The 14,766-nt window shown below is 55.5% G+C and carries 16 protein-coding genes; 11 read left to right on the top strand and 5 right to left on the bottom strand.

Annotation, left to right across the window (positions count from 1 at the left end):
* The first annotated feature begins 31 nt into the window (after positions 1–31).
* The 6 genes from ABYV26_RS09115 to flgL all read left to right on the top strand — a co-directional run bounded on the left by ABYV26_RS09115 (position 32) and on the right by flgL (position 4,845).
* Positions 32–1,138, top strand: a complete 1,107-nt coding sequence (locus ABYV26_RS09115; protein WP_372680255.1) for a flagellar basal body P-ring protein FlgI — start codon at positions 32–34, stop codon at positions 1,136–1,138.
* On the top strand, positions 1,138–1,476 hold the full coding sequence (locus tag ABYV26_RS09110) for a rod-binding protein (RefSeq protein WP_372680253.1): 339 nt from the start codon (positions 1,138–1,140) through the stop codon (positions 1,474–1,476). Before ABYV26_RS09115 ends, ABYV26_RS09110 begins: the two co-directional genes overlap by 1 nt.
* Before the next feature lie 136 nt (positions 1,477–1,612).
* Entirely contained in the window at positions 1,613–1,945 is a 333-nt protein-coding gene (flgM, locus tag ABYV26_RS09105) for a flagellar biosynthesis anti-sigma factor FlgM (protein ID WP_372680251.1), read from the top strand.
* A gap of 22 nt (positions 1,946–1,967) precedes the next feature.
* Positions 1,968–2,480 carry a flagellar protein FlgN gene (locus ABYV26_RS09100; protein ID WP_372680249.1) on the top strand — a complete coding sequence of 171 codons (513 nt, stop codon included), beginning with the start codon at positions 1,968–1,970 and terminating at the stop codon, positions 2,478–2,480.
* A gap of 67 nt (positions 2,481–2,547) precedes the next feature.
* A complete protein-coding gene (gene flgK / locus ABYV26_RS09095) occupies positions 2,548–3,948 on the top strand; it encodes a flagellar hook-associated protein FlgK (protein WP_372680247.1) in 1,401 nt (466 codons plus the stop codon).
* A 21-nt stretch (positions 3,949–3,969) separates the two neighbouring features.
* Positions 3,970–4,845 (top strand): flagellar hook-associated protein FlgL, encoded by an 876-nt coding sequence (gene flgL / locus ABYV26_RS09090; protein ID WP_372680245.1) that lies wholly within the window; start codon positions 3,970–3,972, stop codon positions 4,843–4,845.
* A gap of 9 nt (positions 4,846–4,854) precedes the next feature.
* On the opposite strand, the gene ABYV26_RS09085 is transcribed toward flgL, so the two are convergent.
* From ABYV26_RS09085 to ABYV26_RS09075, 3 genes are read right to left on the bottom strand one after another with little or no spacing between them, the layout of a single operon-like run.
* A complete protein-coding gene (locus tag ABYV26_RS09085) occupies positions 4,855–5,601 on the bottom strand; it encodes a flagellar motor protein MotB (RefSeq protein ID WP_372680243.1) in 747 nt (248 codons plus the stop codon).
* 10 nt (positions 5,602–5,611) lie between these two features.
* Positions 5,612–6,388 carry a MotA/TolQ/ExbB proton channel family protein gene (locus tag ABYV26_RS09080; RefSeq protein ID WP_372680242.1) on the bottom strand — a complete coding sequence of 259 codons (777 nt, stop codon included), beginning with the start codon at positions 6,386–6,388 and terminating at the stop codon, positions 5,612–5,614.
* Entirely contained in the window at positions 6,389–7,561 is a 1,173-nt protein-coding gene (locus ABYV26_RS09075; RefSeq protein ID WP_372680241.1) for a response regulator, read from the bottom strand.
* A 353-nt stretch (positions 7,562–7,914) separates the two neighbouring features.
* On the opposite strand from ABYV26_RS09075, the gene ABYV26_RS09070 reads away from it, so the two are divergent.
* Together ABYV26_RS09070 and kdsB are read left to right on the top strand one after the other, a co-directional pair.
* Positions 7,915–8,247 carry an HIT domain-containing protein gene (locus tag ABYV26_RS09070; RefSeq protein ID WP_372680239.1) on the top strand — a complete coding sequence of 111 codons (333 nt, stop codon included), beginning with the start codon at positions 7,915–7,917 and terminating at the stop codon, positions 8,245–8,247.
* A gap of 19 nt (positions 8,248–8,266) precedes the next feature.
* Positions 8,267–9,013: a 3-deoxy-manno-octulosonate cytidylyltransferase gene (gene kdsB, locus ABYV26_RS09065; RefSeq protein ID WP_372680237.1), complete on the top strand. Its 747-nt coding sequence runs from the start codon at positions 8,267–8,269 to the stop codon at positions 9,011–9,013.
* A gap of 8 nt (positions 9,014–9,021) precedes the next feature.
* On the opposite strand, the gene ABYV26_RS09060 is transcribed toward kdsB, so the two are convergent.
* Both ABYV26_RS09060 and guaA read right to left on the bottom strand, forming a co-directional pair.
* Complete coding sequence (locus tag ABYV26_RS09060) at positions 9,022–9,909, bottom strand: hypothetical protein (RefSeq protein WP_372680236.1); 888 nt, start codon at positions 9,907–9,909, stop codon at positions 9,022–9,024.
* Positions 9,910–9,916: 7 nt separating this feature from the next.
* Positions 9,917–11,446, bottom strand: coding sequence for a glutamine-hydrolyzing GMP synthase (gene guaA, locus ABYV26_RS09055; RefSeq protein ID WP_372680234.1), 1,530 nt, complete (start codon positions 11,444–11,446; stop codon positions 9,917–9,919).
* A gap of 321 nt (positions 11,447–11,767) precedes the next feature.
* Between guaA and mltF the strand changes: the two genes are divergently transcribed.
* From mltF to efp, 3 genes are all read left to right on the top strand, one after another.
* Positions 11,768–13,171, top strand: a complete 1,404-nt coding sequence (gene mltF, locus ABYV26_RS09050) for a membrane-bound lytic murein transglycosylase MltF (RefSeq protein WP_372680232.1) — start codon at positions 11,768–11,770, stop codon at positions 13,169–13,171.
* A 147-nt stretch (positions 13,172–13,318) separates the two neighbouring features.
* Positions 13,319–14,092: a hypothetical protein gene (locus ABYV26_RS09045; protein WP_372680231.1), complete on the top strand. Its 774-nt coding sequence runs from the start codon at positions 13,319–13,321 to the stop codon at positions 14,090–14,092.
* A gap of 102 nt (positions 14,093–14,194) precedes the next feature.
* Positions 14,195–14,755 carry an elongation factor P gene (efp, locus tag ABYV26_RS09040; RefSeq protein ID WP_372680229.1) on the top strand — a complete coding sequence of 187 codons (561 nt, stop codon included), beginning with the start codon at positions 14,195–14,197 and terminating at the stop codon, positions 14,753–14,755.
* Positions 14,756–14,766: the final 11 nt, after the last annotated feature.

Genomic DNA, 14,766 nt, shown 5'->3' with positions numbered 1-14,766 from the left:
GGTTAAGGAATTGAAGGATAGAAGGGTTTAAATGAAAATAAAACGCATCGTACGCATCGCGCTGTTGGTGGTCGTCGGCCTGGGGTGGCATGGCGATGCCGGCGCGGCCAGGCTCAAGGACATCGCCGAGATCAACGGGGTGCGCATGAACCAACTGGTGGGCTATGGTCTCGTGGTCGGACTTGACGGGTCCGGGGACGGAAAAAAAGCCACTTTTACGGTTCAATCCATGGCCTCTATGCTGGAAAAAATGGGCGTGACCGTCGACCAGAGGGACATTCAGGTGAAAAATGTCGCTGCGGTGATGGTGACGGCCAAACTGCCGCCCTTTGCCAAACGGGGAAACCGCATCGACGTGTTGGTCAGCTCCATCGGCGATGCCGACAACCTTCAAGGTGGAACGCTCATGCTGACGCCGCTCAAAGGTATCGACGGCAAGATTTACGCGGTGGCACAGGGCCCGGTGAACACCGGTGGTTTCGGTGCCGGTGGCACGGCCTCCACGGTGGTAAAGAACTTTCCTACCGTGGGGCGCGTGCTGTCCGGGGCCATCATCGAACGGGAGGTTCCCAACAATTTTAGCGCCAGTGACAATCTGCAGTTCAGCCTGCACAACCCCGATGTCAACACGGCCGTGCGGGTGGTCGATGTGATCAATGCCCAATTCGCTCAACCGGTAGCTCACGCCCAGGATGCCGGTACCATTGAAATCATCGTCCCTGATCAGTACAGGGGAAAAATGATTGCTCTGTTGGCTCGACTGAGCACGCTGGAGGTACAGCCGGACAATGACGCCAAGGTGGTGATCAATGAACGGACCGGAACGGTGGTCATGGGAGATCAGGTGCGTATTTCCACCATCGCCATCGCCCACGGGAACTTGAGCATCGTTGTCAAAGAAAACCTCAATGTCTCTCAACCGCTGCCCTTTTCCGATGGCAGGACGGTGGCGTCGCCCAACACCCAGATCAATGTGCAGGAGGATGCCAATCAACTGGTGGTCGTTCCCAACGGGGTGAGCATCGGCGAAGTGGTCAATGCCCTGAATGCCTTGGGGGTTACCCCCAGGGACTTGATCGCCATATTCCAGGCCATCAAGGCGGCCGGCGCACTTCAGGCGGACCTGGAGGTGATTTGATGGCCGAGGTCGACCGGATGGACGTGCACGCCGCGATGTTTCAACTTCGATCGTCCAGCGCCGAAAAAACGCTTACCGCCGCCGAGTCGGGGGTGCGGTGCGAAGGACAATCAGATGACGAACTCGAGAATGCCAGCAAACAGTTCGAATCCCTGCTGCTCAATTTCATGATTCGTGAAATGCGGGCAACGGTCCCTGAGTCCACATTGTTTCCCCCCTCCATGGCGGAAGAGATTTTTACGGACATGATGGATCAGCAGATTGCTGGAGAGATGGCGCAAAACGGTGGCATCGGTATCTCCCGAATGATTTTCAATCAGCTCAACGGGCAAAAATAGCCTCGCAACCGGTGGGTGCCTGTATTTGCCGACAGGAGGAATTAAAGCCTTCACTGCAAAGGGCCGATAAGAAGGGGTAACGGACCATGATCGGCGATCATGGGAAACGAGATCAGTTGCCTTCAGGAGATCTTTAATGGAAATTCCCGAAAAAGGCCCCACGCAAGCCCTGCCCGCCCAGAACCGGTCACTTGAAAAGGTGACCCGGACGCCCATCGAAACGAACGGGGCGCAGAGAAATGCTGAAGAAAAAGATACCGTCAGCCTCACGGAGCGAGGTCGTGCGTTCAAGGCCGCCGCCGACCACGCGCATTCACTCCCCGAAATCCGCGAAGATCGGGTCATGGAATTAAAACGTAAACTTGAAGAGGGGACCTACCGCGTATCCGGTCATCGCATTGCCGTGAACATGATCAACGAAAGCCTTGAAAACAATCAGGTGCTTGAACATATCGACACCAAGGCATGACCGCAAGCCAGAGGAAAACACCATGAATGTGAAGATGTACGAATTGCTGGACATACTGGATCAAGAGGCAGCCTGTTACCAGGGGATGCAACGGGTACTGACCGATGAGGAAGCCTCGATGTCTTTTGCGGGAAAGGAACGTTTCGACCAGGTTCAGTATGAAAAGGGATTGCTGGTGGCCAAGCTCCAAGGGCTTGAAGAAAAGCGAACGATACTGGTCGGTCGATTGTCGGCGGCGCACCGGACAGACGGCAGCGCAATGACGATCAGCCAACTGGCCCAGGTGATCAACCTCCCAACCCGGCAGCAGCTGCTGGACCGCGCCAGTCGGTTGCGATCGATCATCGGCGATGTGCAAGAGAAGAACAGACGCAACCAGCTGATGATCAATCAATATCTGGATCTGATCAACGGATCCTTGAAACTGCTGACCCATCTCATTGAAGACCGTTCGGTTTATCAAAAACCCGGGACCCATCAACCCTCGGGCGGTTACCCGACCGGCGGGGGGCGATTCATTTGTGGAGCCGTCTGATTTGATCGGTGGTGCTTGAAATTTGTTTATTTTCAATTGGTTTTAGGGGCCAACAAAGGTACTCATAATGGCAAATATAATTTACGGCATGATGAATGTTGCCAAAACTGCACTGATCACCCAGCAAAAGGCCCTGGACGTCACGGCCAACAACATCGCCAATGTGAATACCGAGGGCTACTCCCGGCAGCGGCTCAATATGGAGCAGAATGAACCCGTGCAGTACGAAGGCGGAACCCTGGGCACCGGCGTCCGGGCCAACCGGACGATTCAGCGGATATACGACCGGTTTCTGGCGGCTCAAATTTCCGGCGCCGCCGCGCAGCAGGGGCGTTGGGATGCTCAACTGGAGACACTGGAAAAAGCTGAGCTGATGTTCGACGATGCCTCCGGGTATGGTTTGAACGGGGCGATGACTGAATTCTGGAATTCCTGGCAGGATGTAGCCAACAATCCATCCGGGTTCACCGAGCGGGCGACGCTACTGGCCAACACCCAAAACCTGACCCTGGTGTTCAATAAATTGTCCCATGACCTGAGCCAGGTTCAAGGAGATAGCGATGCCAGCATCAAAGGAGCCGTTGAAACCATCAACAGCTTGACCGGCGAGATCGCCGATCTGAATCTGAAAATTGCCGACGTCGAGGCCGGCAACCAACACAGTGCCAATGCATTCAGGGATCAGCGGGATCTGAAGCTCCAGGCGCTTTCCAGTCTGGTCGACGTGAACAGTTTCGAAGATGCCGACGGCTACCTGACCATCCTTTCCGCCAACGGCCACACCCTGGTGGACCGGACCCGTTCGTGGGAGCTGACCACCGAAACCAATGCCAACGGGTTTCAGGACGTCTTATGGGAAAGCAGCAGTGGCGCCCAACAGAATATTACCGGCGACATTACCACCGGGAAGCTGAAAGGCTGGATTGAAGCCAGGGATTTCATCGTTCCGGACTATCTGACCCGTTTGGACGATATGGCCGTTACCATGGCCAACGCGGTGAACACGCAGCACAACGGTGGGCTTGACCTGAACGGAGACCCCGGTTTGGATTTTTTTTCGCCCTTTACCGGGGCTTCGGACATCAGCGTCAACGACCTGATCGTCAACGATACCAATTTGATTGCCGCGGCGGCCAATACCGAAGGCGTCCCGGGCGGCAACAGCAATGCCATCGCCGTTGCCGAAATCCAGAACCGGTTGCTGATGAGTGCCGGCAGTGCCACCGTCGGCGATTTTTACGGTGGTCTGGTCAGCGATGTGGGCAGGTTCGCCGCTCAAGCCAAGGTAAACACCGACCATCAATCCACGGTGTCATTGCAGTTGGCCACCTACCGGGAGGAAGTATCCGGCGTGTCCATGGATGAGGAGATGGTCAACATGGTTCAGTTCCAAAGCGCATACAATGCCGCCGCCAAGCTGGTGTCCACAGTGGATGAAATGCTCGACGCGCTTATCGCCATGGTGTAAAAAAAAGAACAGGAGATCGCGATGCGAATCAGCGCTAAAGTGATGGCCGACCATATCAAGGCCAATCTGGCCAAACAGAGCAGCCAACTCATGGAGACCCAGCTCAAACTGGCCTCCGGGAAGCGGATCAACAAACCCTCGGATGATCCCGTCGGGATCGGCAAGGTCCTCGACTATCGAACGACCCTGCAGACGGTCGATCAATATCGCGACAATATTCTGGAATCCAGAACCCGGGTCCAGTTCACTGAGTCGGTGCTGGGTCAGGTCAGTGAGTTCATCGAGGATGCCAAAAAGGTGGCCAACAGCCCGAACATCGAAGATAGGACGGCCTTTGCGCAAGAGATCCGCAATATCCGTCAGCAGGTTCTCGGCCTGGCCAACTCCAAATACGGCGCCAATTATCTGTTTTCCGGCCATCTCAGCGATACGGCGCCCTTCGATTCTGCATCCCCCTATGGCTATAACGGCGACAGCGGCGCCCATCGCGTGGTCGTGGGGGAGGGCATCACCATTCCGATCGAAGCGGACGGCAGCCAGATGTTCATCGATGGAACGGACAACCTGTTCCAGGTTCTCGACGACCTGGAAACGGCGCTGCTCGCCGATCCCTATGACCCTGCGGCGGTCCAGAATACGGTGGATCCCCTATACCGGATCGCCGACCGGGTGCAACTGGCCCGCAGCGGTTTGGCCACGGATTACAAACGCCTGGAGCGGACGGACGAATATTGGAAGAATTTCGGCAATGCGGTAGAAACCATGCGCCAGACCGTGGAGGATGCCGATATCACCCAAACCGCCATCGATATGCAGGTCCAGCAGACGGCATACGAAGTCCTGCTGGCGACCGCCGCTCAGGTCGTCCAACCCACCCTGGTGGATTTTCTGAGGTAGGTATCGCCCCTAATTCGCCATGCCCTGGGGACGGGGAATGGTGCCGACGATGATTTCCACCCGACGATTCTTGCGTCGGCCCAGTTCAAGGTCGTTTTCCGCAATGGGTCGGTACTCTCCGAAGCCCATCGTGGATAGCCGCTTGGGGTCGATGGCGGTCCGGTCCAGCAGAAACTGGGCCACCGTGGCGGCCCGGGCGATGGAGAGCTTGAGGTTGGATTGGAACGGGCCGCCCATGACAGGAACATTGTCGGTATGACCGGCAATGACAATGTCGCCGGCGGTTTCGCTGGTCAAAATCTGGCCGATTCGAAGGATCAAGGGTTTTAGTTCGGGCTTGATGTCGGCTCTTCCGGAGTCAAATGTACTTTCTCCCATCATGCGAATAACCAGCTTGTCTTTCCTGGCTTCGATGTCGATGTCGTCTTCAATTTTCCGGTAAAGCGCATCGAAATTCTCTTCCAGCTCTTGACCGATAAATTCCTTTACCCGCGTGGCAATAGCCTCCTGATCGAAATCCTTGGCAATCATCTTCAGGCCGTGGCGAGGCGATTCAGAAACATTCTTTTTGCGTTGCATGCCAAAGGCTTTTTCCATGGATCCGGCCACCTGTTTGTATTTCTGACGATCGATTTCGGAAAAGGATAGCAGCAGCACGAAAAAACAGAGCAGCAGGCTCATCAGATCGCCGAAGGTGGTCACCCACTTGGGGGCGCCTTTTTCACACGGGGGGCATTCGTGAATGTCGCTGCTCATCGGTTACCTGCTACTCGGCGTTTTTAGATTCGGCTTCAGACTGCTGCCGCTCTTTGGGGGAGAGGAAAATCTTCAGGGATTCCTCCAACACCATGGGGGAGACGCCCCGGTTGATGGCAATGGCCGCCTCTACGATGATGCTTTTATTCAACCGTTCCTGCTCACTTCGCAGGGCCAGCTTGTCGGCGATGGGCAGGGCGATGAGATTGGCGATGACCGCGCCGTACAGGGTCGTCAACAGCGCCACCGCCATCGATGGTCCGATGCTCGACGGGTCCGACATGCTGGCCAGCATTTGGACCAGACCGATGAGGGTCCCGACCATACCGAAAGCCGGCGCGGAGTCGCCCATGCCTTTAAACACATTTTGACCGGTGGTGTGCCGCTGCCCCATCAATCGGATATCCTTGTGGAGCATATCGGCGATCAGCCCTTCATCATAACCGTCAGACAGGTATCTCAGTGCCTTGACGGAAAAAGCATCCGATGGATTCTCCTTCTCCAGGGCGATCAGCCCTTCTTTTTTTGCAATGCGGGTGAACTCCACCATCTCCTTGATGATATTTTCCGGCGCTTCCATTTTTACCAGAAAGGCTTTCATGGCCACACTGATGGAGCCGATGACATCGGACATGGTGAATTTGATGAAGGTGGCCGCCAGGGTCCCGCCGACAACGATCAGCAGGCCGGGGATATTTATGAACACCAGGGCGCTGCCGCCGATGACGATGGAGACCAGGATCAGAACGGTTCCGCTGACCAGGCCGATGATGGTTGCAAGATCCATTTAGCGCCTCACGGTAGACTTACGAATCAGCACCTTGTCGGAGATGGCACCGATATTGTTGAAATGTTTGAGTTTGTCGATACTGTAGCCGTCCAGTTCGGTGTCGGCGGCCATGACAAAGGCGCCGGTTTTCATGCGCACGTTGGCTGCGATCACCATCCCGGTGGTCAAGTCGTTCAATTCAAGCTCCTCTGCCCGATGTCGCGCCCGCTCATGCTGTTGGGCCACGTTGACTTCAAGCAGCAAGGCCACGACCTGAGGCGACAGCTGGTAGCCCCTGATCCGCTGCAGACGCTCCGGGATGCCGTCCAGGGCGATTTTGCCTTTGTGGATCATGTTGTCGTAAATCGAGGCCGCCGAAATAAGTTGGGCCCCGACAGGAATTTCATCGCCGGCCAATCCATCGGGGAAGCCTTTGCCGTTGAATTGTTCGTGGTGCATTCGCACCAGTAGGGCGGCCGGCTTCATGATCGCAATTTCACCGATGATGCGGGCGCCCATAGCGGCGTGGGATTGGTATAATTGACGTTCGTTTTCAACTATTTCCGTGCGGCGTTTGTTCAAGATGGATTGGGGAATGCCCACCATGCCGATGTCGTGGAGCAGGGCTGCCGTTTCGATGATGGGCGTTTCCGCGTCGCTCACATCGGGATGCCGATTGGCCAGTTGAACGGCCAGGTTGGCCGTCCTGCGGCAGTGTCCCCCCAATTCGTCGTCAACCACTTCCATCATCCGGGAAAACATGCGGATAGTTTGGATATGGTTGGCGGAGATGATCTCAATCTTGCGATTGAGCGTCCGTTCAAGTTTGACGATACGCGCGCCAATTTCAACCCTGGCATGCAAGGCGTCCATGTCAATGGGCTTGGTGATATAGTCGTCAACACCGCCTTCAAGGCCGCGCACGATATCCGCTTTGGAGTCCTGGCCGCTGATCAGTATCAGGTAAATATACCCCGATTCATGTCGTTCTCGGATTCGACGGCATAATTCAAGCCCATCCATTCCTGGCATCATCCAGTCGCAGATGACCAGATCGACCGGCGTGCCGCTAATGGCTTCCCAGGCCGCGTTGCCGTCGGCAGCCTGATGCACCGTGTGGCCCCACACACCAAGGCGTGATGCCAATAGCTTCAAGGTGACGGGGTCGTCGTCTGCAATCAGGATGTTCATGGTGTTATCTGCTTGAATACATGCTGCTCGGATCGTTGGTAAAAATAGGCCTCGATTCAGATCTGGCGGCCTTGCCGGCGGCGGTTAGAAGCGCATCCTCGATAGCCCGCTCTGCTGTAGGTTCATATCGGCCGCCCCCAATTAAAACTTAAGCAATGAATTTCAAGCATTTTCATCGCTTTCGCCGAACGGTTGCCGGTTGAAAAATCCCTCGCACGTCAACGCTAAATGTCTGCTTGACAAGATTGCTGCTGAACCGGTAGGAACAGAATTTCTGAGCCCTTTATTTACCCACCCGAATCATTCCATGGCTTGAAGCGACAGGCGATGGAAGAGCCACAGGAGGCGCCGTCATGGAAAAAGATTGCCTTTTCTGCAAAATTTCGCACGGCCAGATGGGTACTGACTTTTTGTTGGAAAACGATAATCTGGTCGTTTTCCGTGACATCAACCCACACGCCCCCGTCCATCTGTTGATCGTTCCCAAACGGCACATCCGCAGCATCAACGACCTTACCGAATCGGACAATCAGATTCTGGCGGAAATGATCATGACTGCCAGGCAGATGGCCCAAAAGGAGAAGATAAATGCCTCCGGGTATAAACTTCTTTTCAATGTAGAGAAAGGTGGCGGACAGGTGATCTTTCATCTCCACCTGCACCTGATCGGTGGATGGAACAAATAAACGGAGAAGGGATATCTAAATGCGGGTAGTGGTGATCATCCCATCGCGATATGGCTCCGTTCGATTCGATGGTAAACCGTTGGCCGTCATCTGTGGCAAGCCGATGATCCAGTGGGTCTGTCAACGGGCTATGCAGGCCACGTGCATCCAATCGGTACACGTGGCCACCGACGACAACCGGATCCGGGACGCAGTAAACCGCTTCGGCGGCAGCGTGGTCATGACCTCCTCAAGATGCCGGTCCGGCACCGACCGGGTGGCCGAAGCCGCCGAACGGCTCGGTCTGGATCCAGGGGATATCGTGGTCAATATTCAAGGGGACCAGCCATTAGTGGATCCTCGGTGCTTCGACGCCGTGGTACAACCTTTTTACGAGGACCCGGCGGTAAAGATGAGCACGCTGGCCTTTGCCATTGTGGACAAGCGTGAGATCACCGATCCAAAGGATGTCAAGGTCGCATTCGACAAAAACGGCGATGCGCTCTACTTTTCCCGGGCGACCATTCCCCATGACCGGGACGGGTTGAGCGGCGTCGACATCTATAAGCATCTGGGTGTCTATGCCTATACGCAGGAGTTTCTGGCGTGCTTTAAAGGGCTCTCACCCGGGCGGTTGGAAGAGATCGAAAAGCTCGAACAGCTTCGGGCCATGGAGCACGGCCACCGTATTCGGGTGGTGGTGACGCCTTATGATTCGCCTGAGGTGGACCTGCCGGAGGACATCCAGCGTATTGAGGAGAAGATGGTGGGCATGGGCTTGTGCTGATCAACTGCTCAATTGATCGTCTGTTCCACGATGTTAGTCGAACCGGTATTGGGATCGGTCGGCAGGGGCGGCATCGGCGAGAGGCTCGGCGAGGGCGACGGGGCCGCGCCTGCCGACGATGAAGGGGATGCTTTCTGCGCCTGGGCTTCCAGCCGCTGGTTCAACGCTTCAATCTGTTTGCCAAAGGCCGTTAGTTTTTTCTCAACCTCTCGAATTCGATCCTTGACCATCTCCTGAAGACCTAGCCGCTCGAGGCCCAAGGCCAGATCCATGGACTCCTTGCTCAGTTTTTCCAAATCAAGCCGCTGGGTTTTCTTTTCGATTTCGGCAAGCCGACCCTGATCCTTTTTCAGGCCCTCCGCCATCAGCAGAATCTGGGCAGCCAACTCCTCATCGAACTTGCTGAACGCAGCGTTTAGGTCTGCCAGGTCTTTTTGCAAGGCGGCGATGGACGCTTCTGTTTTGTTGGATATGGCCGCTATTGCTGAGCGATCCGCCTTGTCGTCAGTCGTTTGTTTAAATTCGGCGATGGCTTTTTTTAGGTTAACCTGCAGCGCGGCGGTGGCGGTTTCCAGTGCCTTGGACGTCTCGGTGAGCTGTTCCTCCATCTTTGCCTGTTTGAGGGAGAGGTTGGAAAAACGGGATTCTAAATCTTTGGATAGATTCTGGACCCCCATGGAGCCGGAAGTTTGTGTGTTGATGACCCGGTTTTTTATGTCCAGGTAGGCGATGACCAGGACAACCACCAACAGGCAGGGGATGAGCACGGCCACCAGGGTGACCCGCGTGCTCAGCTTCTCGATGCGCAGATTGTCAGCATCGGTAACATAGTTGGCATCAGGCTCCGCTTCCACACCGCGGATGGTGAACCGGGAGGTATCGTCTTGATGATTCATGGTGTGGCTATTCCCATTCGATTGTGCTCGGTGGTTTTGAACTGATGTCGTAGACAACGCGGTTGACGCCCCGGACTTCGTTGATGATCCGGTTGGAAATTTTGCCCAGCAGGCGGTGGGGGAGTTTGGCCCAGTCCGCGGTCATGGCGTCTTTGCTGGTGACTGCCCGAATGGCAACGATATTTTCATAGGTGCGGCCGTCTCCCATGATGCCGACGCTTTTGATTGGCAGCAAAACGGCAAAGGACTGCCAGAGTTTGCGGTAATACCCGGATGCGCGAATCTCTTCCTGGAGCACTGAATCCACTTCCCGCAGCACATCCAGACGCTTTTTGGTGACCTCACCAATCACCCGGATGGCCAGCCCCGGGCCGGGAAACGGTTGTCTCCAAACCAAGTCGTCGTCCAACCCCATCGTTTTACCCAGTTTGCGCACTTCATCCTTGAACAGATACTTTAAGGGTTCCACCAGCTTGAGTTTCATCTTTTTCGGGAGTCCGCCCACGTTGTGGTGGGATTTGATGACTGCGGTGGGACCGCCAAAAGCCGATTGGGATTCGATGATATCCGGGTATAGCGTACCCTGGCCCAGAAAGTCGGCATCCTTTATCTTCAAGGCTTCCGCCTCGAATACATCCATGAACTGTTTGCCGATGATTTTGCGTTTTTGTTCCGGATCGGACACGTTGGACAAGGCCTTGACAAAACGCGAGGCGGCCTTGACAAAGCGGATGTTTATCTTCAGGTGGCTTTTGAGTTTTTCTTTCAGCTGAACCGCCTCGTCTTTGCGCAGCAGGCCGTTATCCACGAATATGCAAGTCAGGTTCTTGCCGATGGCCTGGTGAATCAAAAGCGCTGTCACGGATGAATCCACGCCGCCGGAAAGCCCGAGAATCACTTTTTTATCACCCACCGTATCCCTGATCTGGCTGACGGTGTCCCGGGCAAAGGATTTCATGGTCCAGGATGCTTTGCAACCGCAGATGTCAAAAAGAAAGTTGTGGATCATTTTCCGTCCTTTGGCGGTATGTTCCACTTCAGGATGAAATTGAACGCCGAAGAATTTTTTGCGGATGTTGGCCATGGCGGCCACCTTGGTGTTGGCTGTCGACGCGCTGACGGAGAATCCTTTGGGCAGCCCGTCGATGGAATCACCGTGGCTCATCCAGGTGACCGTTTCCTTGCCGATGCCGGAAAAAAGTCCTGTCTGCTGCCGGGCGCTCAGGGAGGCAAAACCGTATTCTCGTTTGGCGGCTTTTTTGACTTTGCCGCCCAGGGTGTCCACCATAAAATGCATGCCATAGCAAATCCCCAGCACCGGGATGCCAAGGTCGAAAATACCTGCGTCCACCCGGGGACTGTCCTTTTCATAGATGCTGGATGGCCCACCGGAAAGGATGATGCCTTCGGGTGCCCACGTTCGAATCTGGTCTGCGGTGACAGTCGGTGGCTCGATCTGGCAGTATACGCGGCATTCACGCACCCGCCGGGCGATGAGCTGGTTGAATTGGGATCCGAAATCGATGATGACAATCATGGTTGATCTCCGGGCTAAAACGTTGCAAATACCCTACAATTCAACAGATTGATAGGTTTCGAGGGGTAATACCATTATCAATTGAAAAAGGCAACCGGGCGCTGGTGCTTGAGGTTGACCCGGGTGCTGCGGATAAATCGGCCGCCAGCTTGCCCATGAGGGCAGGTCGCCGCTTGGACCGGGGAAAAGGAAGCTGAGGTTCGGGTTGATAAATCCGACATCCCGGACTATACATCTCGACGTGACCATCGCGTCGGTGTAAAAGGAAGACCAGCAGATAGACTGGACCTGAGATGCAAACCATGAATTGGTTGGTTGAATATGCATGTCGGCAAACTGCGAAAAATTGGGTGCTGTCTGGCCGTGCTCTTCGTGATTTCAGGATGCGACTCCTCCCTGACGCAAAATGATCTCGAGGCGTTGCTGTCCAGGGGCGAAATCGTGCTGATCACGCGCAACAATTCCGCCTGCTATTATGAGGGCCCCCATGGCCCCGTTGGATTTGAGTATGATCTGGCGAAAGCTTTTGCCGATCACCTGGGCGTATCCCTGCGCGTTTCGATCATCGAGGATGAAATCGATATGATTGCCGCCCTAAAAGCCGGTCAGGGGGATATCATCGCCCCCGGGGCTCCCTTTGGCAGCCAGTCGGCCCGACTGCTTTCTCTGGGTCCGGGTTATCAGGAGGTGGAACAGCAGGTGGTGGGTCGTCGCGGCGGTCCGGATATCCAAAGCAAGAAGGCGCTCGAGGCCTACACCCTCTGGACGACCGGCAGCAGCGCCCGCATCGAACAACTGGAGGAGCTTCGCCGCATCTATCCCGGCCTCAACTGGCAGATCCTGACCGCATACAGTGCCGAGGATCTGCTCCAGATGGTGTGGAACCGCTCGCTGCCGCTTACGGCCGTGGACTCGAACATCATGTCCATGAACCACCACTATTATCCGGAACTGATGGTCAAGCTGACCCTGGGCCCTGCCCAGAAGCTGACTTGGGCTACCGATCCTCGCAACCGTCAATTGAAGCAGGCCATCGTCGCGTGGTTTAATCAAAAAAAGACCCGGGAGACCGTCAAGGGCCTGATCCAGCACTACTACAGCCATCTGGAATCCTTCGACTACGTAGACCTGGCCAGATACCGTCGCCGAATCAAAGTCCGGCTTCCCAAATATCGGTCCTATTTCGAAGCGGCGGCCAAAAAATACAAGCTGGACTGGAGACTCGTCGCTGCCCAGGCGTATCAGGAGTCGCATTGGAACCCTCGCGCAAAAAGCTATACGGGTGTGCGGGGGATCATGATGCTCACCCGTGAAACGGCGGCGTCCATGGATCTGGAAAACCGTATGGACATAGAGGCGTCAATTTTTGCCGGCACCCGCTATCTGGCCCGTCTTCACCGCCAGGTCGGTAAGTCAGTGCCCGAACCTGACCGCACGCTCATGGCACTGGCGGCCTACAATATTGGATTCGGCCACCTGCAGGATGCCCGGCAGTTGGCCCGCCGGTTGGGCAAGCCGGAGAACAGCTGGCATGGCGTCCGGTCGGTATTCCCACTGTTACAGCAAAAAAAATATTACAGTACCCTAGAACATCGTTATGCGCGTGGAAATGAGGCGGTCATGTACGTCGACCGTATCCGGACCTACTACAAAATGCTCCAACCGAATTTAGATGCCTTGGCCTCCGATTCAGTCGCGGCTGATGGACTACCGTTGTCTCCTTGAAAAACGGTCGATATGTCTACGATTGGCGATCGCGCTCCGGCGCTAATCGACCGCTGATACGATTTGCACAACCGCCATGAATGTGGTAGAGACGGCCACCGACGGCACGCGCCATGGAGGTTTAACCATTCAGGAATGCTCGATATAATGCTAGGCACCATCGTTCAGATATATGAAATTCAGACGCCGGATGAAGCAAGGGCCATGATCGGGTTGGGGGTGGATCACATCGGTAGTGTGATACCGTCGTTTCATGACCTGCACGACCCGGTCGTCCGTGAAACCGTGGCCGTGGTTGGGAGGATGGGGGCGGTCAGCAGTCTGATTCCGCTCTATTCGGACCCGGCGGCGGTTTTGGATACCCTGGACTATTATCGGCCGCATATCGTCCACTTTTGTGACCGGCTGGATGATCACGGCAGCTGTTCAGTCCGCGATGCGCTTGAGCTGCAGGCAGCAGTCAAACGTCGGTTTCCAGACATTCGTATCATGCGCTCCATTCCCATCGGGCAGCCGCCCGAAGCCAACCGTGGAGCTGTATTGGCGCTGGCAGCGCGGCTGGAACCACTCAGCGATTACTTTTTGACCGACACGATGATCGTCGGGGCGTCGGGTGCGGCCGATGACGACCAACCGGTGGCCGGATTCATCGGCATCACCGGGCTTATCTGCGACTGGTCGGTCGCAGCGGAGCTGGTGGCCAGGAGTCGAATTCCGGTGATTCTGGCCGGAGGCATCTCACCGGAAAATGTAGCCGACGGTATCCTGCAGGTTCGGCCTTTTGGGGTGGACAGCTGCACCTGCACCAATGCCGCGGACGAATCCGGGCGTCCCATCCGTTTCCGGAAGGATCCGGCGCGGATCGTGGCCCTCGTCGCTGAAACGCACCGGGCAGATGGCATCCTATTGGATGAGGACTGAACAAAAACGACAAGACGCAGCATTGATACCGATAGACCGCGGATCTGAGCCTCATACGCCGGACCCTGCCACTTACGAACCCCAAAAAAGGTTGAAAAACATATGTACGAGAGCAGTGATTTACGAAAAGGACTGAAGATAGAGATCGACGGTGATCCGTATGTGATCGTCCAGTTTGAATTTGTGAAACCGGGAAAGGGGCAGGCCCTTTACAAATGCCGGCTCAAGAACATGATTACCGGTTCGCAGTTCGACAAAACCTACCGGTCCGGTGAAAAATTCAAGGAGGCCAATCTCGAAGCGGTGGAGATGGAGTATCTCTACTTCGATGGGAACACCTACTGTTTCATGAACTCGTCAAACTACGAACAGGAATTCTTGACCGAAGCGCAATTGGGTGACGCCAAGGCTTTCCTCAAGGAAAACACCGTGTGCAACGTCCTGATGTTCGATAAAAAGGCCCTAGATATCTCGCTGCCCAATTTCGTGGAGTTGACCATCACCGAGGCCGAACCCTGGGCCAAAGGGGATACCGCCGCCGGATCCACCAAGCCGGCCACCCTGGAAACCGGCCATGTGGTTCAGGTGCCGCCGTTTGTCAACGAGGGTGAAACCATCCGCATCGACACGCGCACCGGGCAATACGTGGAGCGCGTCAAGTAGTTTTTGTTCCT

This window comes from Desulfosarcina sp. (assembly GCF_041551955.1).
In the GTDB taxonomy this organism is placed as follows: Bacteria; Desulfobacterota; Desulfobacteria; order Desulfobacterales; family Desulfosarcinaceae; genus Desulfosarcina.
Note: the sequence above shows the minus strand (reverse complement) of the source record. Positions and strands in the feature narration are given on the sequence as shown.